Genomic DNA, 20681 nt, shown 5'->3' with positions numbered 1-20681 from the left:
TTACAGGAATGCTCCTTTGTCGACTGTCGACAATTTACCAGGTTATATTATACTTTATATAAATAATCTTTTGAATAATTTAAATAAAAATAATGGACACCTCTTTCCTTAAGGTGTCCGAATTACACTCCTTTTTCAACCAGTTCATACACCTGCCGCCAGTCGGTAATCCGCGGCAAAGAATAAGGGAAATCGCGGTTATAAACGGCATCGACAATCACTGTGGGAATCTTGTTTTTCACCAGATTGAGCAGATGATTGGGTGCATCTTCAAAGAAGAGGTCAACCTGCACTTTTTTTGCCTCTTTTGCTTTATCTTGCGCCCCCATGATTAGGTTTTTCCCGTTGAATGGGAAGCCGTGCTTTTTCAGCCAATCTTCCGTCACTTTCCGAATGTTTTTCATCCCTGGACGGGCGGTGATGAAATAAATGGTGTGCCCGTTTTGCGCCAGGCGGTTCAACACTTCCGCCGCGTTCTTTAAAGGAAGGCCCAGCGTGTAAATCTCTTCTTCCAGCTTCCTCCATAATTTGGACGCTTCTTTTGGCGTCAGCCCATACGCCTTGTCCAGATAAAATTCCTTCACATCCTCAACGCGCACATTCCGCTTCAAGACCCGGTTATGCACCTCAACAGCCGCTCGTTGCGTATCTTTGATTGTTCCGTCAATGTCCACACCGATGATCATTAAACTCGCCTTCCTCGTATGAATGTCCATTTTAACCTTTCCCTGTCGGAGAAAAATTATTCTATTTAAAAATCAGTCCCTATTGACATGTTATCATACGTTTGCCGGGGGCGGAGGCGTGAATATGACAAAAAGCCCGGAACAAAATAAAAAACCCCGGATTGCATTGAATCCGAGGTGTCGTTCATTCTCATGCAAAAAAAAGGAGCCCCGTTATGCCGTGCTCCGTTCGTTTTGAACCTGCTCTCGCAGGTGGGTGTCCTGCACCTGAGTTCACAGTTCCGCTCTGAAGGCGGCTTCTGTTAGCTCAAATGACGCAGACTCCCTTTCGTTCGGGTGTTGGCTCAAAACATCCCGGCGGACACGCACATCGCAGGACTCATTTTGTGATTATATGTTACCAGATATTTAAAAGGAGATCAAGCTATCCCCCACTTTTTACAGGAAATTCTATTTTTGCGGTTGTCTGATTTTAATGTGCAATTCCTCCAGCTGCTTTTCATCGACGGGGCTCGGGGCCTCTGTCAGCAGGCAGGTTGCACTTGCCGTTTTCGGGAAAGCGATGCACTCGCGCAAATTGCTCCGCCCGGCAAGCAGCATCACGATGCGGTCAAAGCCGAAGGCAATTCCTCCGTGCGGCGGAGCGCCATACTCAAACGCTTCAAGCAGAAAACCGAATTTTTCTTTTGCTTCCTCATTTGTAATGCCCAGCGCCTTAAACATTTTCTCCTGTACTTCGCGCCGGTAGATTCGTTGGCTTCCCCCGCCGATTTCGTAACCGTTCAGCACCATGTCATACGCCTGCGCCCGCACTTTGCCCGGGTCTGTATCCAGAAGCGGAATATCTTCCTCGAGCGGCATCGTAAACGGGTGGTGCATCGCATAGTAGCGCCCGTCTTCCTCCGAATACTCCAGCAGCGGAAACTCGGTGATCCAGACGAATTTATATTCATTTTCGGGAATGAGGTTCAATGCTTTTCCAAGGCGCAAACGCAGTTCGCCCAAGACGTTTGCCACTGTCTGCGGACGGTCGGCGACGAAGAATAACAGGTCGCCTGTTTCCGCTTTGGTTTTGCCAGCAATCGCATCGATCTCTTCCGGTGTGAGGAACTTGGCTACAGAACCTTTGACCCCTTCCTCTTTAAAGGACAGCCAGGCCAATCCCTTTGCGCCCAACGATTCAGCTGTTTTCCCCCACTGATCCACTTCCTTGCGGCTCCAGCCGGCACATCCCTTTACATTGACCGCCTTTACCTGGCCGCCGTTTTGGATGGTACCGCTGAACACCTTGAAGGAGGAATCGCGCAGCTCATCGGACAAATCCACCAGTTCCATTCCGAAACGCAGGTCCGGTTTATCCGACCCGAATCGCTCAATCGCTTCCCGGTAGGACATGCGCGGGAACGGAACGGGCACATCGACTCCGATCGTCTCCTTAAACAATGTCGCAACCATCTCTTCCATCATCGCCAGGAAGGTTTCCGGCGGAATAAATGACGTTTCAATGTCGATCTGGGTAAATTCCGGCTGCCTGTCCGCGCGAAGATCCTCGTCGCGGAAACAGCGGGCAAATTGAAAATAGCGCTCCATCCCCGCCACCATGAATAATTGCTTAAACAGTTGCGGTGATTGGGGCAATGCGTAAAACGAACCTTCGTGTACCCGGCTGGGAACGAGATAATCACGCGCTCCTTCCGGCGTGCTGCGCGTCAGCATCGGGGTTTCCAGTTCGATAAAGCCCCGCTCATCCAGGAAACGGCGCACCGACTGCATCGCACGGTGGCGGATCAGCATGGTCTCCTGCATTTTCGGGCGTCGCAGGTCGATATAGCGGTATTTGAGGCGAACCGCTTCTTCCACGTCGCTGTTGTCACGAATCGGGAACGGCGGTGTTTTGGCCGGATTAAAAATATGCACTTCTTCCCCGATGATTTCAATGTCGCCGGTCTCCATTTTCGGATTCACATTTTCCGGATCGCGGGCCGCAATCGTCCCGGTGATGGAGACCACATATTCGCTTCGCAACTGATCTGCCAAACGCGCAGCTTCCGGTGAAACTTCCGGCTGAAATACGATTTGCACAACGCCGGAGCGATCACGCAGATCCAGAAAAATCAAGCCTCCAAGATCCCGCCTCTTCTGCACCCAACCATTCAGGGTGACTCTCTCGCCGATTTTTTCCTTGGTGCATTCCCGGGCCTGATGTGTACGAAAGACGCTATCCATGCTGTTCCCTCCTCAACTTCTCTCTTTCAGGTATGGTATGAGTTCTTCCAGTTTGACCGTTTCCTGTTCGCCTGTAGCCAACTGCTTGACGTTGATCTGTCCCTGCTTCAATTCCTCATCACCCAGGATCGCCACAAAGCGTGCCTGCAAGCGGTCGGCTGCCTTAAATTGCGCTTTCAGCTTGCGGTCAAGGTAATCACGATCGGCAGTCAGGCCGGCATGGCGCATCTCGTTCAGCAGTTTCGCCCCGTAGAGCTTCGCTTCATCGCCGAGAGTAACCAGATAGCAGTCCAGTCCCGTTTTGACCGGAACATCCACTTTCTGCTCCCCGATCGCCAGCATCACCCGTTCCAGGCCGATGCCAAAGCCGACGCCCGGCATCTCCGGCCCGCCAAATTCTTCGACCAAACCGTTGTAGCGGCCGCCGCCTCCGATGGTGGAAGCCTGCGCGCCGGGAATATCGACCATAAATTCAAAAGCGGTATGTGTATAATAATCGAGTCCGCGCACGAGGCGGTCATTAATGACGTACTCGACGCCAAGCATATCCAGGTATTGTTTCAGCTGCTCAAAATGCTTCCGGGAAGGTTCATTCAAGTGATCGAGAATCGATGGCGCCCCTTGGGCGATCTCTTTCGTTTTCGGATCTTTGCTGTCGAGAATGCGCAGCGGATTTTTATAGAGCCGCCCTTGTGCTTCCGTCGACAATTCCGCTTTGTACGGCTCAAAGTATTCAATCAACTTTTCCCGGTATACGGCCCGGACTTCCGGATCACCAACGCTGTTGATCTCCGCCCGGACTCCTTTTAAACCGAGCGACTCAAAAAAATGAATCCCCAGCGAAATCACTTCCGCATCGAGGGCAGGGTCGGAGCTGCCGAAAACCTCAACGCCAAATTGATGAAACTGGCGCCGCCTTCCCGCCTGCGGATTTTCATAGCGAAACATCGGTCCCATGTAATACCATTTGGTTGGCTGCGGTTCGGCAAAAATCTTCTTTTCGACAAATGAACGTACAACCCCCGCTGTTCCTTCCGGTCTCAATGAAACGTCCCGTTTGCCCCGGTCCTGAAACGAATACATTTCTTTTTCCACAATATCGGTCGCTTCGCCCACACCGCGCTGAAACAGTTCCGTGTATTCAAAAATCGGGGTGCGAATCTCCTTGTAGTCATACAAACGGCAGATTTCCCGCGCTTTCGCTTCTGCCCATTGCCAAATCTCCACCTCACCAGGCATCAGGTCATCGGTGCCGCGGGGAATTTGGTATTTCGCCGAAGCTTTGAATTTCATGGCAAACCCTCCTTTTCGGTTCGTTCCACAAATTAAAAAATCTCCCGCCACTGACCTCTGTTTGTCAGGGACGAGAGATTGGTTAACGATTCCCGTGGTGCCACCCTAGTTGGAAAACGACACAAAGCCGATTTCCCACTCGATTCCCGTTATCGCCAGGATGACGTCTAAGTCTACTGACCGCTTGAGCGGTGTTCGGTTAGAACCTCCAGGTGTCTTTCGCCGATTCGTAACAAAGAGAACCTTTCAGCCCATGAGTTCTCCTCTCTAGTTGTCCGTCAATCGGGTACTTTTCCCTTCACAGGCAAGAATATAAGTCATTTAGCGGATTTGTTTACTCATTTTAAAGACCCGCCCCTCGTTTGTCAAGGAATTTTTAACATGTCATTAAGATTTCACGATTGTCCAGGTCTGTTCTCTCAGGAGAGACGCTTGACATGTGGTATAGTTTAAACAAAACCTGTCCGAATTAAAATGAAGGAGGCACAACTGATGAAACTGATGATCATGCTCGGCAGCATCAACATGGCACTGGCCATCGCCCTGGGAGCGTTTGGCGCACACGGTCTGGAAGGAAAAGTGAGCGAAAAGATGATGCAGATATGGAACACAGGCGCACATTATCACATCATCCACGGCCTGGCACTGATTGCAGTCGGTCTGATGCTGGCCAAAACGAACGGAAATGCGACTCTGCTCACTGTGGCCGGATGGCTGCTGTTTGCGGGAATCGTTTTCTTCTCGGGAAGCCTGTATGCTTTGGTGTTGTCCAATGTGAAAATTCTGGGGGCAATCACCCCGATCGGCGGTGTGTCATTTATTGCCGGATGGGTACTTGTCGCCGTCTCCGCCGCCAAATATCTCGGTTGAACAATTGCTTCACCGCTTTTTCCATTTGTTCTTGTCAAACGGGCCGGGCTCGAAGACAAAGCCCTTCCATTCCCATGAATCAAGGGGAAGGTATGACTTGTCCGCAATGTCGGCCGTTCCCTGCAAGTTCATTTGATCCCGGTTTCGGTCTTCCTTTTGGATTCGCCACATGAGTCGTTCCCACTTTCATGCCATTATTTTTATATAGCATACCCGAATCCGGCCGGGATCAGACCTCAAAAAATCTCTGCCACGGAGAGCGGATGCCGACAAACAGCATCCGGCCCTGATCTCAGCCAAAAAGTAGACACGAAAAAATCACCCGGTTATGGTAAAAGCTGATGTCCGTTTTACTGGCGTCAGCCTATTCAATTTCAGCTGAATCCGCTCTTATTTTGCAATTTTGTTTAAGTTCTTTCAGTTAAATGCCAGCTTCCCCCAATGAAATTCCCTCGAAGGAAGAGTAAGTCTTCTGCTTGAAATTCAAAAGCTTAAAGAGCTAAGTATGTTGAAACTCCCTTACGACCTGTTTAACAAGTCCCAGCAAAAAAGTTGAGAAAGTACCGATTACGTTATGCTTCGGAAAAATAAGTGAAATTCGCCGTCATCCGCCAGAAGTTCGATATACATTATTATCTGCATATTCCGGGCTCGTTCTTGATCACAAACGATTTAGTGAAGCTTCTCATGATCATTGTTCATAACATCAACATTTTCTCTTGGTTAATCTGAAGCGAGGTAATTAATAATTTCTTTAATAGTTAGATTTTTTGCCAAAACTGCAAAATAAGAATCTGCAGGTAGATTGATCTCTTCTAATTTAAAATTCCGATAACCCAGAGCCGTAGGTTCCGGTCATCCCCTTATTCATCAGATAGACGATTTGCTTGGCTAATACAATGTCTGTAGTACGATTCATATACAAATTACTATATATTGATATTCCCTGATTTTTAGCCAATTGCTCCAATAGACTGGTCATTCTTGGCGAGTTCTTGCCCCATACTTCAGAAATACGTAAAATCCCCACTCGATCAGACAAGATTTCTTTCAGCTCTTTTTCACAATTCCATTTATATTGTCCATATGAACTTTCTGCAACAGTTTCATCATCTTCATAATGAGGTTTGTCAATTGAACCATCAAAGACATTGGTTGTAGAACAAAAGTACATCAGCCCTCCCTGCTCTTTTTGGTATTCTGCCACTCTGCAGTGAAAGATTAATTGCTTTTCAAAATCGCCTCTTAGTGCAAGAAACGTAATATCAGGCTTTACATCTTCTAATATTTGATCGAGCTTGTCTAGATCTCCAATTTCAAGTTGAAAACACTTCTCTTTTGGAAGGATAGGGAGGTTTTTATTATATGTGCCATAAATAATATAGTTACCAAATAATGACAATTGATTGATTAATGCTTTGCTTACAGTTCCGCTAGACCCAAAGATCAAAATCCTTTTCATAAAATTTCTCCTCTGGTTAATGAATATTGAGAAATTTTTATAAAAATTGTACGTTTAGACATATTTAGATACAAATCAACCGACTCCTTAACGAACAAGGAGTCGGTTGATTTATTTTCTTGCTTATCTTTCCAGATACAACAGCGTTGCTGTCACCAAGTGCAAACTAAATTCGTTTCTTGGGCAAATGACAGCAAAATCAATTGATACTTCCGCACCCCTTAAAGTAATTTCACAGTTTTTTCTCTAACCACTTTAAGGAGATCATGTCAGAAGTGACAGAGGTCTTTTTAACCCTTCAAGACTTCTTCGACATGTTTTACCACATTGTCCACGTTAAAGCCGAATTTCTCCATAACCAATCCGCCTGGTGCCGATGCGCCGAAATGATCAATGCCGATCACGCTTCCCTGATCACCGACATAGCGATCCCAGCCGGCCGGATGCGCTGCTTCCACGGCGACACGGGCCCTGACGGACGGCGGCAGGATCGAATCGCGATACTCTTTCGGTTGCGCCTCAAACTGCTCGCGGCAAGGCATGCTGACAACCCGCACCGCAATGCCTTTTTCCTGCAGTTTGGCCTGAGCCTCCACCGCCAGGCTGACTTCTGATCCGGTGGCGATGATGATCGCTTGAGGCTGTCCGCCTTGCGCTTCGGATACGACATAAGCGCCTTTCTCGATGATCTCTTTATCCTTGCCTACGGTACCGGGCAAAATGGGGAGATTTTGCCGAGTCAGTGCCAGAACGACCGGATGTTCCGTCTGGGAGAGGGCGTATTGCCAAGCAGCAGCCGTTTCGTTGGCGTCCGCCGGACGAATCACTCGCAATCCCGGGATCAGGCGCAGCGACGGAACCTGTTCGATCGGTTCGTGAGTCGGGCCATCTTCGCCCACGGCAATGCTGTCATGGGTGAAGACATAGACAGCCGGCAGTTTGGAAAGAGCGGCCAAACGAATCGCCGGACGCAAATAATCGGAGAACACGAGGAACGTTCCGCCGTATGCGCGCACACCACCGTGCAGCAGCATTCCGTTGAGGGCTGCCCCCATTCCGTGCTCACGCACACCGAACCAGATATTCCGGCCGCTGTAATCTTCAGCGTGGAATGTGCCTTCCTCTTTCATCAAGGTGTTATTGGACGAAGCGAGGTCAGCTGATCCGCCAACCAGCGCCGGAACGCTTTTTGCCAGAGCCTGCAAAACCGCTCCGGACGCCGCCCGTGTGGCTATCGGTTTATCGCCGGTGTTGAACTTCGGCAGGCTTTGCTCCCATCCTTCCGGCAATTCACCGCGAATGGCCCGGTGCAATTCTCTGGCCAGATCCGGATAGCGCTCTTCATACTGCTTCATCAAATCCTGCCATGCTCCCTCTTTTTCAGCCAAACGGGACTGAATATCGGCAAAGTGTTGCCGCACTTCGGCCGGAACATGGAACGGCTCTTCGGAAGGCCAGTTGTACGCTTTTCTTACGCCGGCAACTTCTTCCTGCCCAAGCGGCTTCCCATGCGCTTCCGAGGTGCCGGCACGGTTCGGGCTGCCGTAACCGATCACAGTACGGATCTCGATCAGGGTCGGGCGGTTCGGCTCTTGTTTTGCCTCTTCAATCGCCCGTCCGATCGCTTCGATGTCATTGCCGTCTTCCACGCGCAGGTATTGCCATCCGTAAGATTCATACCGTTTTTGTACACTTTCCGTAAAGGAATGAGCCAATTCGCCGTCCAGGGAAATGTCATTGGAGTCGTACAGAGCGATCAGTTTTCCCAGACGAAGGTGTCCGGCGAGCGAACTGGCTTCGGCGGATACGCCTTCCATCAGATCCCCGTCGCTGCAAAGAACATAAGTATAATGGTCGATGACGTCCAATCCCTCGCGGTTAAATTTCGCGGCGAGATGCGCTTCGGCCATCGCCATGCCGACCGCCATGGAAATCCCCTGTCCGAGCGGCCCTGTCGTCGCTTCCACCCCAGGTGTATGTTTTACTTCCGGATGTCCCGGTGTCAGGCTGCCCCATTGGCGGAAACTTTTAAGATCATCCATGGACAAAGGATAGCCAAACAAATGCAACAAGCTGTATAGTAAAGCAGAACCGTGCCCTGCTGACAAAACGAAGCGGTCACGATTAAACCAGTTGGGATTCGCCGGATTGTGGTTCATGTGTTTTGCCCATAATTCATAGGCCATCGGCGCGGCGCCCATCGGCAATCCGGGGTGGCCTGAATTGGCTTTTTCCACTTGATCGATTGACAGCATGCGAATAGTATTAATCGCCAGTTGTTCGATATTTTTCAAGGTTGGTTCCCCCTTATGGTTCTACTTCCTATGTAATAAGGAATGATACTCTTTTGGGCAGTTCTTGGCAACTCCCTCCGTCCTTCCGGAAAACCGGACACCACCCAAAGGGTTGCCGTTTCTTGAGTTTTGTTGCGGGCCGGGTTGCGGTGTTCCCCTGACCTCCCGTCGTTCCAAATGGGTGGTCAGGGCCTCATCCGCCCCCCTGACGGAGTTTTCATTCCCGTTTTGCCCGAACAAAACACATCTTTTTACAGAGGCGAATCCAAAACAAAGTCCCAAGACAGAAGCCCATCGGATCCTGATGCTTTTTGCTCCCGGTTCTTTCGCCACAAAAGCCGCTGGTGAAAAACACCAATCCCCTACTATTTAAGTTTGTCGTCAGCCTGCACTGATTATCCCGTTTTTTTACTTTCCAATAAGAGCGTGACAGGACCATCGTTTACCAGTGACACTTCCATCATGGCGCCAAAAATTCCCGTTTCCACTTTTACCCCGTACTCACGCAGAATTTCGTTAAACCGCCGGTAAAGCGGTTCAGCCAGGTCTGGTTTTGCCGCATCCATAAAATTGGGGCGGCGGCCTTTGCGGCAATCGCCATACAGGGTAAATTGGGAAACAGACAAAATGCTCCCCCCGACATCGAGGAGAGAGTGATTCATTTTGCCTGTCTCATCTTCAAAGATGCGCAGATTTACTACTTTATCCGCGAGATAGCGCAAATCCTCTTCGGTATCCCCCTGGGTAAAACCGACGAGCAAAAGAAGCCCGTGACCGACCGCACCTGTACACTCGTTATTCACCGTGACGCTCGCTTCTTTTACCCGCTGCAGAACGATTCTCATCTTACCTTCCCCTTACTGTATGATCCGTCTGACACTGTAAATATCCCGTACCCGTTTGACGCGTTCAACGACCGATTGCAGGTGATTGATATTTTGAATCCCGATCCGAATATGAATGGAAGCGATTCCGCGGCGATTGGTTTTGGCGCTGACCGCGGAAAGCTGGGTATTGGCATTATTGACCACTTGCAGGACATCGTTGAGCAGCCCTTGCCGGTCAAAACCGGTTACCTCTATATCAACCGGATATTGATGTGACGTGTTGCTGTCCCATTCCACTGCGATACGCCGCTCTTCCGGTACCGACTTCAAATTGGGGCAATCCGAGTGGTGGACGGTAACCCCGCGCCCTTGGGTGACATACCCGTCAATATCATCGCCCGGAACCGGATTGCAACATCGCGACAAACGAATCAACAGATTGTCAACACCTTTTACCCTGACACCGTGATCCACCTTGCGATGATGGCGCGGAAGGGATTTGACCTCCGGCAGCACGACCGGTTTTTGCTCTTTCAATCCATCAGTCAAACGATGAACCACCTGGGCCGTGGAAATTCCGCCATAACCGACGGCGGCAAAGAGATCATCCGCTTCATGGAAATTGAATTTGCTCGTCACTTCTTCGATCCGCTCCGTCGTCAGCACTTCGGATACGTCGAAATCATGCTTGCGCAGAAGCGCCTCCACCATCTCCCGGCCTTTGGCGATGCTTTCTTCCCGGCGTTGTTTTTTAAACCAGTTGCGGATTTTGCTCCGCGCATGGGAAGATTTTACGATATTCAGCCAATCCTGACTAGGTCCGTAACTGTGCTTGGAAGTGAGGATTTCCACAATATCGCCCGTTTTTAGCTGATAATCGAGCGGCACGATCTTTCCGTTCACTTTGGCCCCGATACAAGTATTTCCGATTTCCGTATGAATGCGGTAAGCAAAATCCAAAGGCACGGAACCGACCGGCAGCTCAATCACATCTCCCTTCGGTGTAAATACAAACACCGAATCGGAAAACCAGTCCATTTTGAGGCTTTCCACAAACTCCTGGGCATCCCGCGTTTCCTGTTGCAGTTCCATCATCTCGCGGAACCATTTCAGCTTTTCCTCAAATTTGCTGTTTTCAACCGTCGTTCCTTCTTTATAAGCCCAATGGGCGGCAATCCCGTATTCCGCGGTACGGTGCATCTCCATCGTCCGGATCTGCACTTCGATCGGCTCGCCTTTGGGTCCGATCACCGTGGTGTGAAGGGACTGGTACATATTTGCCTTCGGCATGGCGACATAATCTTTAAACCTGCCGGGCATCGGCTTCCAGATCGTGTGAATAATGCCGAGAACAGCGTAACAATCGCGGATCGATTCCACGATGACGCGGACGGCCATCAGATCATAAATCTCATTAAATTCCTTGTTTTGCGATACCATCTTGCGGTAAATGCTGTAAATGTGCTTGGGCCGTCCCGATATATCCAGCACATTGACATTATCCCGGAGCCGTTCTTTTAGCGTGTGGATGATCTCATCCAGGTATTTCTCCCGTTCGGCCCGTTTTTTCTTCATCAGGTTGACGATTCGATAATACTGTTGCGGATTGAGGTAGCGGAGAGAGATATCTTCCAACTCCCACTTGATCTTGGATATGCCCAGGCGGTGGGCCAGGGGGGCGAAAATTTCCAATGTTTCCTTCGATTTTTGTCTTTGTTTGTGTTCCGGCATGTATTTAAGGGTTCGCATATTATGGAGGCGGTCGGCCAACTTAATGATAATCACGCGAATATCCTGTGCCATCGCCACAAACATTTTGCGGTGATTTTCCGCCTGGTGCTCTTCATTGGATTTGAATCGCATCCGCTTTTTCAGTTTGGTCACACCATCCACCAACTGACGAACCGCCATGCCAAATTCCGCTTCCACCTGTTCCAGGGTCACACCGGTATCTTCCACCACATCGTGCAGGAGAGCCGCAATCAATGTCGTGACATCCATTTTCAAGTTGGCCAGAATTTCCGCGACTTGCACCGGATGATGAATATAAGGTTCGCCGGATTTGCGGTATTGCCCGCGATGGGCCTGTTCCGCAAACCGATATGCCCTCTCCAACTGGTTGACTTCCTCATGCGTCAAATAGTCAGCTGATATATTCAGAAGTTGCTCGATCGGCATTTGTTCAGTCGGCATGTTTTTCTCACTTCCGTCACCCTGAAAATAATTTTCCTATTATTATCTCCCAAGCCTTTGGGAAAGTAAAGAGAGGCTTTCTGGAAGCAATGGCACGGAAAAAAGAAAAAGCCGGCTGACAACCAACCGGCGGGCAGGGTTACTGACGAAAGTTGAGCTTTTTAAAGCCTCCCGTCTGCTTGCGAATATAGAGGTATATGACCGATAATATGATGGCAGCGATTGTCATCATGCCGTACTTGGCATAATCTTTGGTCACCAGCATGATGACCGGGGCCACCACCACCCCCAGATACGCAGTCCACTCAAACGAGGAGAGCAACAACTTCCAGACTTTATATAAATAATCGCGAATATTGAAATCAGCCGTGTTGAACATCTCTTTGAACAGCAAAACAAGCAACCCAATCATCCAAACGATGACAGAAACCATAAACACATGAGAAAATCCCATGATAAAGGTCATAAATCCTTCTTGAAACCCTTCCACTTGATTTCCTCTCTCCTTAATTATTTGAAATAACTACATCAACATATTAGAGTAAAGTTTCACTTGCTGCAAATGAAATATATGAAAAATTATTAAGAATCATCCCTGCTGAAGACGACTATTTCCCCCTTCCGCTTCATCACATAACCATTGGCAGGGACAATAACGGCAATGTCTGCCCGGTTTGGCCGGGAGGATGTTTTCTTTTCCCGCGCGCAACCAGTCCATGCTTTGGCGGATCTCGGAAGCCGTGCTCCTCTCCCACTCCTCCGTCACTTGCCACGTGAACTCCCGGTTCGGTGAAAGAAAATAGAGCGTGGCCCACTCAGGGGAGAACCCCCATTTGCGCCTGCATGCCCAAACATACAGTTTCAGCTGCGGCAAGTACTCCTGCGCAATTTGCTCCAACTCCCCGGCAGGAGTGCGATCCGTTTTGTAATCGACGATTTCCAGGCTGCCATCCGGGCGTCTCCAGACAGCGTCAATCACGCCATGCAGGCGAAGTCCGCCTTCTTCCAGAGTAAACTCCGTCTCTGTCATGGAAAAAGAGCCGCTTCTCCTCTCTGTGTAAAAACGGCTGTGAAGAAAAGAGGTCAGATCAGGCTTGATCTCCTCCATCACCCTCTGCCGGTCGGCGTCCGGAATCCCGTGCTCTTCCCATACCGTTTGGAACGTTTCTTCCCAGGACAGCCGCCCTCTGTTCGGATCGGATAAAAGCTCGATTATCCGGTGAACGATGCTGCCCCGCTTTGTTGCCGGCAGACCAGACGGCGCTCTGGATGATCCGGTCTCCGGCGAAGCCGGTTCTCTCAGGTCGGGGACTCCCATGACCTTCGCGAACCAGTGGCGGCGCGGGCAATTGAACAGGTTTTTCCACTCAGTCACACTGATCTCCAGCCCGTCCCTTCCGTCCCATCTTTCTTTTTTCAGAAGCAAAAGTTCCGGTTCCTCCCTGACGGATGACCGGGAAAAGTCAAATTCCCCCGCGAGCATCATGTCCAAGGCTGATCTCTTTTCCCGCTCTTCCTTTATTCCCGCATCAATCTCCACCAGGCGCAGCGGGCAACAATCCGGGGAAAATCGCCATTCTCCCCGCTCCGAGTCAAGCCCCTCCAGACCGAGCGCGCCGATGATCCACTCGCTCCATTTCGTCGATCCCGCCTCTTTGGATGCTTTCAACGAGCCGCTCAAAACAAGGCGCCGCTCCGCCCTGGTCATGGCCACGTACAAAAGGCGCACCGATTCTTCCCATTCCATCTTCCGGTTTTTTTCCTTCGCTTCCTGATAACGCGCCGGTTCACATTTCACCCCGTTCTCATCCCACAGCAAGGAGACCAGGCCGGCCTTTTCATCCACCCAGCATTCCGGAAAACGCACGTGCGGTGCGGAATGCAAATCAGGCAAGAAAACAACCGGGAACTCCAGCCCTTTTGCCTGATGGACGGTCATGATTTTCACGCTGTCACCATGTTCAGGCTCAATGGCCGCTTCAGTTTCGCGCGCCTGTTCGTCCGCCAGCCTCCGCATCCAATCGAGATAAGACGGAATGGAAAAAGCAGCAAATCCTTCCAGCCTGCGTGCCTGTTCGCTCAGTTTTTTCAGGTTGGCTGCCACCTGCTGCCCGCTCTCCGTTGCCCACATGACAGTGAGATATCCGCTTTCCCGGACCAGCAATTCCAGCAGATCGGCAACGCGCACAGATCCGGCCATTTTTGTCATCCGTTCGAGGAAACTGCCAAAATTGAAGAGTTTCAGCCTCTCACCTTCATCCAGTCCGGCCATTCGACTCCAATCAAAAATGGTTCCTTCCCATGATTGCATCAGGGCAATCCGCGTGATGGTCGCATCGGACACTCCGCAAAAAGGAGAGCGCAAAACGACCGCCCAAGCATGATGATCCTCCGGATGGATCAGAAGCTGCAGTAGAGAAAGGATATCCTTCACTTCTTGCTGGTCAAAAAATCCCCTTCCCTTCACTACATAACAGGGAATATCCATCCACCTCAGCGCTTGCTCCCACGTTTTTACATGGGTCATCGTTCGCAGCAGAATGGCAATTTCAGCAGGTCGGGCGCTGTTTTCTTCAGTGATCATTTGTTTGATCCGGCTCGCGACCAGATTCGCTTCGGCCTCCCGCTCAGTCAGACCGGGAGGAAGTTCCTCCTTTTCCGAGACCCTGAGCCACTCCACTGCCCCTCCGGAACCTTCGGCCTCCCGTTTGGCCCGCAGCGGCTGAAAACAGTTGGGAGATCCTTGATCCTGATTCATGATCCGTCCAAACACAAAATTAACCATCGAGATGAGTTCGGGGTGAGAGCGAAAATTGTCGGAAAGGACATGTACCTTCCCGTGCGAATGCGATTCCGTCTCTGCCCTGATTTGCTGGAACAGAAAAACATCGGCGCCGCGAAAGCGGTAAATCGACTGCTTCGGATCACCGACGACAAACCATTTCCCCGGGGTTACTTCTCCCCGGTCATCTTTGGTGATCAGATCGATCAGCCGCTTTTGCAATTCATTGGTATCCTGAAACTCATCGATCAAAAGATAGCTGATCCCTGCCTGCACTTCGGCGCGCACCGCCGGATTTCTCTCCAGGCATTCACACAGGCGCCACTGCAATTCATCATGATCCACTCCGCCTCTTTTTGCTTTCCCTTCCTGGTATCGGATCTGCGCCTGTTCCAGCAAACGACAGAAGAGACGAAGCCAGGTCTCTTCTTCGTCCAGATGCAGCATCCCGGAATATAGAGACACCAGTTCCCTGTGCATCTCCCTGCAAGTTTTTAGCGCTGCCGCCGTTTCCGGCGCTTTGCTCCAGTTCACTTTTATGCTGGCTTCGATTCCCTGAAGCAGTTTCAGGCGTTCGGAGACCGTATTCCTTTGCTGCCATTCCCCTGGCAGATCCGGACAGGCCCGGCGAAAAGCTTCCGCTCGTTTGCTCCCGCGCAAACCGCGCAAATATTCCGCCGCTTCCAAAAAGGACTGTTCCCAAAGCGGCAGCTGCTCCCGCCTCTTCTTTTCCAATTGAGTCCGGCAAGCGTCCAGATGCCGGATGGTTATCTCTCTCAGCCGCTTCACTGTCCAGCCGTACTGGAAAAGCCGCTCCAATGCACCGGCCAGCAGCCTCTTTGCTTCTTCGATGCCGAGCGCGACCAGCCAATGGCGCAGCATGCCATTTTTCTCCCCATATGCGGCAAATCCGTCCCTGATCGCCTCTTCAGCCGCGTCGAGCATCAACGCCCGGCTCACCGCTTCGTCCAATACATCAAAGTCAGGGGAAAGACCGGCCTCAAGCGGATAACGTTTCAGCAGGCTGTGGCAGAAGGAGTGGATCGTCGAAATGCGCGCCCGGCTGAGCTCGGCCAAAAGTCTCCGCCATCCGTTCGCCTTTTCCCGCTCCCCCCTCGCCAGCGCTTCCACCCGCTTCACCTTGATCCCTGTGCGTATTCTCTCTTTCATCTCCGCCGCCGCTTTGTCCGTAAACGTGATGGCAACAATTCTCTCCAAGGCATCCGGATCAAGCCGGCTGTGTTCCAAAATCTTCAAATACCGTTCCGTTAACACCCGCGTTTTTCCCGATCCTGCCCCCGCATAGACAATGCTGTTTTCATGCAGGGTATCCACTGCCCGCTTTTGCTCCTCCGTCAAATGAATCGACTTGTTCATCCGTTTCCCGTCCTCCATTTTTCAGCGCGTTCCCCGCTTTTTTGAAAGAATCCACGCATCGACGCGGCAAATATGGCGCGCCGGACAAAAACGGGGACAATCCCAGGTGGGCGAGACGGCAAAATCCCCTTGTTCCGCTTTGCTTAATGACTGGTCGATCAAGCGCTGAATATTCTCTTCCGTTTTCCGCCAGTCATCCGGATCGAGGGATTTTCTCGGATTCAACCCGACGCGTCCGGTTTCCTCTTTGCGCCATAACCCTTTATTTCGCTGGTTTGCCGCCGCGTTTCCTCCGTTTCCTTTCACATAATAAGCGCTGCCGATCGCCAAAGCGGGATCTTGCCCGAATCCTTGCTGATAAACCCATAAATAAAGGGGAAGTTGCAAACTTCTGCCTTGGCCGATCTGTTCGATTGTCGGAACCGTTCCCGTTTTGTAGTCGTAAATGGCATAATATCCTTCTTCATCGCGGTCGATCCGATCCATTTTCCCCTGCAACCGCACTTTTCTTTTCCCGCCGAGCACCAGCGTGACCGGCTCCGGACGCGAAGCGGGATCAAGCCGCCCCGTCTCCACATCCTCCTTGCAAACCGGCAATCCAAACGATAGTTCCAGATGGGCGGGAGCCGCATAAAATCCGGTTTTACGGCGCCATTCTTTTTCATGTTTCCAGATGGAAAGCAGTTTCTGCTTGATCCGGAATTTGTCGATCATGAGGTAAAAGGGATCCCGCTCCCTTTCTTCATCGCGCAACACCTCATCCGCCAGTTGTTCCAGACGGGCCAGCGCCCTTTCTTCATCCGCAAACGTCCATCGTCCCCGGCGATATTCATGAAAGAAACGGCATAAGATCTCATGAATCCGTTCCCCTTCTTCCCGCCAGGATAAACCCCGCTGCGGTGCTTCCTTTTCCGCTGCCTTCCACAATCGGATCGCCAGAAACTGAAAGCGGCATTCCACCAGGTGATTTAAAGCGCCGGCGCTCCAAACCCGCTTTTCCATTGCTCCCGCGATCCCCCGTCATTCGGTAGAGGGCATGCCATCCCTTCATTTCATAGGCAGCGAGCCAGGAAAGTTCCTTTTCGGCAATCAGTTCGCGCCAACGGTCAACCCGTTTCAAGGGCCTGATCCATTCAAGAAACCATTTTCCCCACTCCGCCCATGTCTGCGATTTCGGTATCGCTTCCATCCAAGCATCGCACTTTAAGCCATTTTCTTCAGACACCGGCAAAAAAGGAGAGTACAGAAGCTCTTCCACCTTTTTTCCGCCGTCATCCCGTGCCGAAAAAACAGCATGAATCATTTGTAAAAGGGGATGCGAACTCAGGAAATGCCTTTCTTCCGTGCGGACGGGAATCCCGGCTTCATCCAGCTTTTGATGAAGAAGCGGGGCGTACGCCTCCCGGTCTGATGTCAAGATCACCGCATCGTCCAAGTGGTTTTTCTCTGACAACAGCCATTGTTTCAAGCGGGCGACAACCATTTCCACCTCCGCTTCCATTCCCGGTGCGGCAATCACTTCCAGACCATCCGAATGAGGAAAAACCGGCGGATCGTCGTCGAAAACGTGTTCTGCCAAATGCCTGAGCGAATCACGGCGGACTCTCCCGCTGCCGGATCCGATTTCTCCGGCGATCCGGAACCCTCTGCAGGTGAGTCGCTCAATCAGCGGTTTCACCAATCTGCCCAGCCTCTCCCGCCCTTTCGGAACAATCAGATGCACATGAATCTCCACTTGTGTGACCAACTGGCCCAACAGGAGTTCCTGCAAACGATTCAGCTCATAAAAATGCCGCAAAACCAGGCGGCCGGGAAGCGAAACGGATTCCGGTTCCCGCTGGAATGAGCGCATCAATTCCATATACGGCTCTTCATGATCCCACAAGTTCCCTTCCCAAAGCAGCTCCTGATATTTTTCATAAATGGCGGCCAACTCCCGATATTTCGGTTCGTGCTTTTCCCACAATCGCTTCAGCCTGACCGGGCTGACCCCGGATCGCTTTAATTCGCCGATCACCTGCTCGATCATGCTGACACCGCCTCCCGGTTCGCTCAAAACCGTCGCAAGAGCGGTCAAGGGATGGTCCATATTTGCCCGCTGCACCGCTTCCAGCACGACCCATTGCTGCTCGGACGGTGACATCAGCCGCTGCCCGCGGTCCGGCAAGCAGGCACGCACAAAGCGGTCAAATGTCATCCGATTTTCCTGCATGTTCAAACCCATCCGGCTCAATCCGGGATCAATATAAACCGTATCGGAAATAGCCCATTCCGTTCCGCCGGGCAAATCCGCTCCATTTCCAATTTCAGGATCGAAATGTAAATAGAGCCAACCAGCCATGTGCCTGTTCCCGCCTTCCTTTTCTTCGTATATTTCAGTTAAAACAAGACACGTTAAAGAGAGATGATGATGGAGGTGAAAAAAATGGCAAGGAAAAAAGTGATTAAACAAAAAAAATTGCCGGAAGCAGCAGAGGAAATCAGAGACGACGTCGAATTTTCCAATGAGTTTTACGCCGATGAACCCACCCGTCATGTGATCAGTGCGATTCAAGAAAGTTATAGTCAGGCAGGAATCCCCGAACAAGAATAGAAAAATATTTGTTGTTCACGTCCCATGTCTTACATGGGACACCTTCTTTACGTATGATTTAGAAATAAAATTTATTGCACAAAGAGAAGAAATAGCATACACTTTTTTTTGATGCTATAATATAGAAACGTAAAATCAACTCGTTTTTCCTACTATATTTTTCGGGGTTTTCCCGAAGTTTTAGGCCTTTTTCTGTTCTTTTTATCCGATTATCTTATGAACATATTTGCTACAATCTTTTGTTTATTTGCAAACTTTCACCCTTGAACGGGAGGTTGCTTATGTTAAAAAGCACGAAAAGCACTTTGTATGAGAGACTGGGCGGAGAACAAACGATTGCCGCGGTGATCAATGAATTTTACAACCGCATGATCCAGGATGACCGGGTGAATCACCACTTTATCGGAGTTAATATGGAAGCGCTTCGGCGTCATCAAATTACTTACTTTATGAGTTTTGCCCTTGGCGGGCCCAAACGGTACGAAGGCAGCACCCTTCGCCAATCCCATGCCGGATTGAACATCACATCCGAAGAGTACGAAATCGCGATCAAGCACTTGAACAGCTCCCTGCGCAAGTTTAACGTTCAGCTTGAGGATATCGCCAGGGTGGAAGCTTTTTTGCGCAGTGTCAAACCTCATATCATTTATAAATAGCTTTGCAGGAGAAGCTCACCGGCACAACTGGATTCCGCGATGAGCTTCTTCGTTGTTCACTCCCATTTCTTCACAATCAAACTCACATTGTGCCCGCCAAAACCAAATGAATTGCTCATGACATAACGGCATTCTTTTCGTCTGGCCACATTGGGCACATAATCGAGATCGGCCCCCTCATCCGGTTCCTCCCAGTTAATTGTCGGAGGAATCAGGCCGGTATTCAGGGTCTGAACCGAAGCGATCATCTCAACCGCTCCTCCCGCCCCCAACATATGACCGGTCATCGATTTGATCGAACTTACAGGAACACGCCCGGCGTCATCCGCGAACACCTGCTTGATCGCCTGCGTTTCAATCCAGTCATTCAGCCGGGTTCCCGTTCCATGCGCATTGATATAATCGATTTGACCGGGAGAGAGACCCGCATCTCTTAAAGCCAAACGCATCGCTCCGGCCGCCCCTTCTCCGTCCGCCCGCGGTGACGTGATGTGATAGGCATCGGTGGTCACCCCATACCCTATCAGTTCGGCCAAAATCGGCACATTCCTGCGCAAAGCATGCTCCAACTCTTCCAAAACAAGCACCCCTGCCCCTTCGCCAGCCACAAAACCGTCGCGGTTGCGATCAAAAGGCCTCGAAGCCTTGGCCGGTTCTTCATTTTTCCTGGAGAGTGCGCGAATTTTGGAAAAAGCGGCCAAACCGAGAGGCGTGATCGGTGCTTCCGTTCCTCCGGCCAGAACAATATCCGCCTCCCCATACTGGATGGCTCGCATCGCCTCCCCGATGCAACTGCTCCCGGTGGCACAGGCAGTCACCACAGCAGCAGACGGTCCCCGTGCTCCCAGCGCGATGGCAATTTCGCCGCTAGCCATGTTGGAGAGCATCGATGGAGCCAGGTAAGGGCTGAGACGATTGGGTCCCTTTTCCAATATTCTTCTGTATTCCTGCTGAATCATCGCCAATCCGCCGCTGCCCGAACCGACCATCACGCCAACGCGCTCCGCATCCCATTTATCCTCATGTAATTGTGCACGGTGAAAAGCCTGTTTGGCGGCAATCACCGCATATTGGGAAAATAAATCCATCCTCCGGGCATCTTTGGCATCAAGGTAATCCTCCGGATCATAGTCGTGGATCTCCGCAGCAATCTTCGTGGGAAAATCGCACGGATCGAATCGGGTAATCGGGCCTGCCCCGCTTTTTCCGGCGACCAGGTTTGCCCAAAAAGTATCCGGATCTTTTCCCAGCGGCGTTAAACAGCCATATCCCGTTACTACCACTCGTCTTTTAACCATCGGCCACACCTTTCCCGGAAAAACATTTGGATTCCATTGTAGTTTGCCGGAAAAGAGGAAAAATCATGCAGAAATAAAAAACCGGCCGGGATAGAGCATCACCGGAAAAGAGACTTAAGCAAGG

At 50.8% G+C, this 20681-nt stretch carries 16 protein-coding genes and 1 other RNA gene; 3 read left to right on the top strand and 14 right to left on the bottom strand.

All coding sequences use genetic code 11. The features are described 5' to 3' along the window. Positions 1 to 122: 122 nt before the first annotated feature. The 4 genes from JG50_RS0109600 to hisS form a co-directional block, all read right to left on the bottom strand. Positions 123 to 686 carry a 5' nucleotidase, NT5C type gene (locus JG50_RS0109600; protein ID WP_033100903.1) on the bottom strand — a complete coding sequence of 188 codons (564 nt, stop codon included), beginning with the start codon at positions 684 to 686 and terminating at the stop codon, positions 123 to 125. A gap of 203 nt (positions 687 to 889) precedes the next feature. Continuing rightward, positions 890 to 1068: non-coding RNA, 6S RNA (ssrS, locus tag JG50_RS19325), on the bottom strand. 68 nt (positions 1069 to 1136) lie between these two features. Next, entirely contained in the window at positions 1137 to 2912 is a 1776-nt protein-coding gene (aspS, locus tag JG50_RS0109595; RefSeq protein ID WP_033100902.1) for an aspartate--tRNA ligase, read from the bottom strand. A 12-nt stretch (positions 2913 to 2924) separates the two neighbouring features. Next, on the bottom strand, positions 2925 to 4205 hold the full coding sequence (gene hisS / locus JG50_RS0109590; protein ID WP_033100901.1) for a histidine--tRNA ligase: 1281 nt from the start codon (positions 4203 to 4205) through the stop codon (positions 2925 to 2927). Between the two features lie 492 nt (positions 4206 to 4697). Here hisS and JG50_RS0109585 point away from each other — a divergent pair, with 492 nt between their 5' ends. Next, positions 4698 to 5075 carry a DUF423 domain-containing protein gene (locus tag JG50_RS0109585; protein ID WP_033100900.1) on the top strand — a complete coding sequence of 126 codons (378 nt, stop codon included), beginning with the start codon at positions 4698 to 4700 and terminating at the stop codon, positions 5073 to 5075. 9 nt (positions 5076 to 5084) lie between these two features. On the opposite strand, the gene JG50_RS20060 is transcribed toward JG50_RS0109585, so the two are convergent. From JG50_RS20060 to JG50_RS20665, 9 genes are all read right to left on the bottom strand, one after another. Then, positions 5085 to 5246, bottom strand: a complete 162-nt coding sequence (locus JG50_RS20060) for a hypothetical protein (RefSeq protein ID WP_160173839.1) — start codon at positions 5244 to 5246, stop codon at positions 5085 to 5087. A 649-nt stretch (positions 5247 to 5895) separates the two neighbouring features. Further along, on the bottom strand, positions 5896 to 6537 hold the full coding sequence (locus JG50_RS18195) for a sugar nucleotide-binding protein (RefSeq protein ID WP_052154160.1): 642 nt from the start codon (positions 6535 to 6537) through the stop codon (positions 5896 to 5898). A 290-nt stretch (positions 6538 to 6827) separates the two neighbouring features. Further along, positions 6828 to 8831 (bottom strand): transketolase, encoded by a 2004-nt coding sequence (tkt, locus tag JG50_RS0109575; RefSeq protein WP_033100899.1) that lies wholly within the window; start codon positions 8829 to 8831, stop codon positions 6828 to 6830. A 395-nt stretch (positions 8832 to 9226) separates the two neighbouring features. Beyond that, on the bottom strand, positions 9227 to 9676 hold the full coding sequence (gene dtd / locus JG50_RS0109565) for a D-aminoacyl-tRNA deacylase (RefSeq protein ID WP_033100897.1): 450 nt from the start codon (positions 9674 to 9676) through the stop codon (positions 9227 to 9229). Between the two features lie 12 nt (positions 9677 to 9688). Further along, positions 9689 to 11851, bottom strand: coding sequence for a RelA/SpoT family protein (locus JG50_RS0109560; RefSeq protein WP_033100896.1), 2163 nt, complete (start codon positions 11849 to 11851; stop codon positions 9689 to 9691). 139 nt (positions 11852 to 11990) lie between these two features. After that, positions 11991 to 12341 carry a hypothetical protein gene (locus tag JG50_RS0109555; protein ID WP_033100895.1) on the bottom strand — a complete coding sequence of 117 codons (351 nt, stop codon included), beginning with the start codon at positions 12339 to 12341 and terminating at the stop codon, positions 11991 to 11993. Between the two features lie 99 nt (positions 12342 to 12440). Further along, a complete protein-coding gene (locus JG50_RS0109550; RefSeq protein WP_033100894.1) occupies positions 12441 to 16010 on the bottom strand; it encodes a UvrD-helicase domain-containing protein in 3570 nt (1189 codons plus the stop codon). A 21-nt stretch (positions 16011 to 16031) separates the two neighbouring features. Then, entirely contained in the window at positions 16032 to 16937 is a 906-nt protein-coding gene (locus tag JG50_RS0109545; protein WP_033100893.1) for a PD-(D/E)XK nuclease family protein, read from the bottom strand. Further along, positions 16864 to 18351, bottom strand: coding sequence for a PD-(D/E)XK nuclease family protein (locus JG50_RS20665; RefSeq protein ID WP_033100892.1), 1488 nt, complete (start codon positions 18349 to 18351; stop codon positions 16864 to 16866). Before JG50_RS20665 ends, JG50_RS0109545 begins: the two co-directional genes overlap by 74 nt. Positions 18352 to 18435: 84 nt before the next feature. On the opposite strand from JG50_RS20665, the gene JG50_RS20055 reads away from it, so the two are divergent. Beyond that, positions 18436 to 18603 carry a hypothetical protein gene (locus JG50_RS20055; protein ID WP_160173838.1) on the top strand — a complete coding sequence of 56 codons (168 nt, stop codon included), beginning with the start codon at positions 18436 to 18438 and terminating at the stop codon, positions 18601 to 18603. A 281-nt stretch (positions 18604 to 18884) separates the two neighbouring features. Then, positions 18885 to 19259, top strand: coding sequence for a group I truncated hemoglobin (locus tag JG50_RS0109530; RefSeq protein WP_033100890.1), 375 nt, complete (start codon positions 18885 to 18887; stop codon positions 19257 to 19259). Positions 19260 to 19315: 56 nt separating this feature from the next. On the opposite strand, the gene fabF is transcribed toward JG50_RS0109530, so the two are convergent. After that, complete coding sequence (fabF, locus tag JG50_RS0109525) at positions 19316 to 20557, bottom strand: beta-ketoacyl-ACP synthase II (RefSeq protein WP_033100889.1); 1242 nt, start codon at positions 20555 to 20557, stop codon at positions 19316 to 19318. Positions 20558 to 20681: the final 124 nt, after the last annotated feature.

Origin of the sequence: Thermoactinomyces daqus (assembly GCF_000763315.1) — a bacterium.
Lineage (GTDB): Bacteria > Bacillota > Bacilli > Thermoactinomycetales > Thermoactinomycetaceae > Thermoactinomyces_A > Thermoactinomyces_A daqus.
This window is presented reverse-complemented; position numbering and strand designations above follow the sequence as displayed.

What these genes read in the sequence shown, in the direction of transcription:
- JG50_RS0109600 (WP_033100903.1), bottom strand. Translation starts at nt 686, where the DNA reads ATGATCATCGGTGTGGACATTGACGGAACAATCAAAGATACGCAACGA.
- fabF (WP_033100889.1), bottom strand. Translation starts at nt 20,557, where the DNA reads ATGGTTAAAAGACGAGTGGTAGTAACGGGATATGGCTGTTTAACGCCG.
- aspS (WP_033100902.1), bottom strand. Translation starts at nt 2,912, where the DNA reads ATGGATAGCGTCTTTCGTACACATCAGGCCCGGGAATGCACCAAGGAA.
- dtd (WP_033100897.1), bottom strand. Translation starts at nt 9,676, where the DNA reads ATGAGAATCGTTCTGCAGCGGGTAAAAGAAGCGAGCGTCACGGTGAAT.
- JG50_RS0109585 (WP_033100900.1), top strand. Translation starts at nt 4,698, where the DNA reads ATGAAACTGATGATCATGCTCGGCAGCATCAACATGGCACTGGCCATC.
- JG50_RS0109530 (WP_033100890.1), top strand. Translation starts at nt 18,885, where the DNA reads ATGTTAAAAAGCACGAAAAGCACTTTGTATGAGAGACTGGGCGGAGAA.
- JG50_RS20060 (WP_160173839.1), bottom strand. Translation starts at nt 5,246, where the DNA reads ATGTGGCGAATCCAAAAGGAAGACCGAAACCGGGATCAAATGAACTTG.
- JG50_RS20055 (WP_160173838.1), top strand. Translation starts at nt 18,436, where the DNA reads ATGGCAAGGAAAAAAGTGATTAAACAAAAAAAATTGCCGGAAGCAGCA.
- JG50_RS18195 (WP_052154160.1), bottom strand. Translation starts at nt 6,537, where the DNA reads ATGAAAAGGATTTTGATCTTTGGGTCTAGCGGAACTGTAAGCAAAGCA.
- JG50_RS0109560 (WP_033100896.1), bottom strand. Translation starts at nt 11,851, where the DNA reads ATGCCGACTGAACAAATGCCGATCGAGCAACTTCTGAATATATCAGCT.
- JG50_RS0109550 (WP_033100894.1), bottom strand. Translation starts at nt 16,010, where the DNA reads ATGAACAAGTCGATTCATTTGACGGAGGAGCAAAAGCGGGCAGTGGAT.
- JG50_RS20665 (WP_033100892.1), bottom strand. Translation starts at nt 18,351, where the DNA reads ATGGCTGGTTGGCTCTATTTACATTTCGATCCTGAAATTGGAAATGGA.
- hisS (WP_033100901.1), bottom strand. Translation starts at nt 4,205, where the DNA reads ATGAAATTCAAAGCTTCGGCGAAATACCAAATTCCCCGCGGCACCGAT.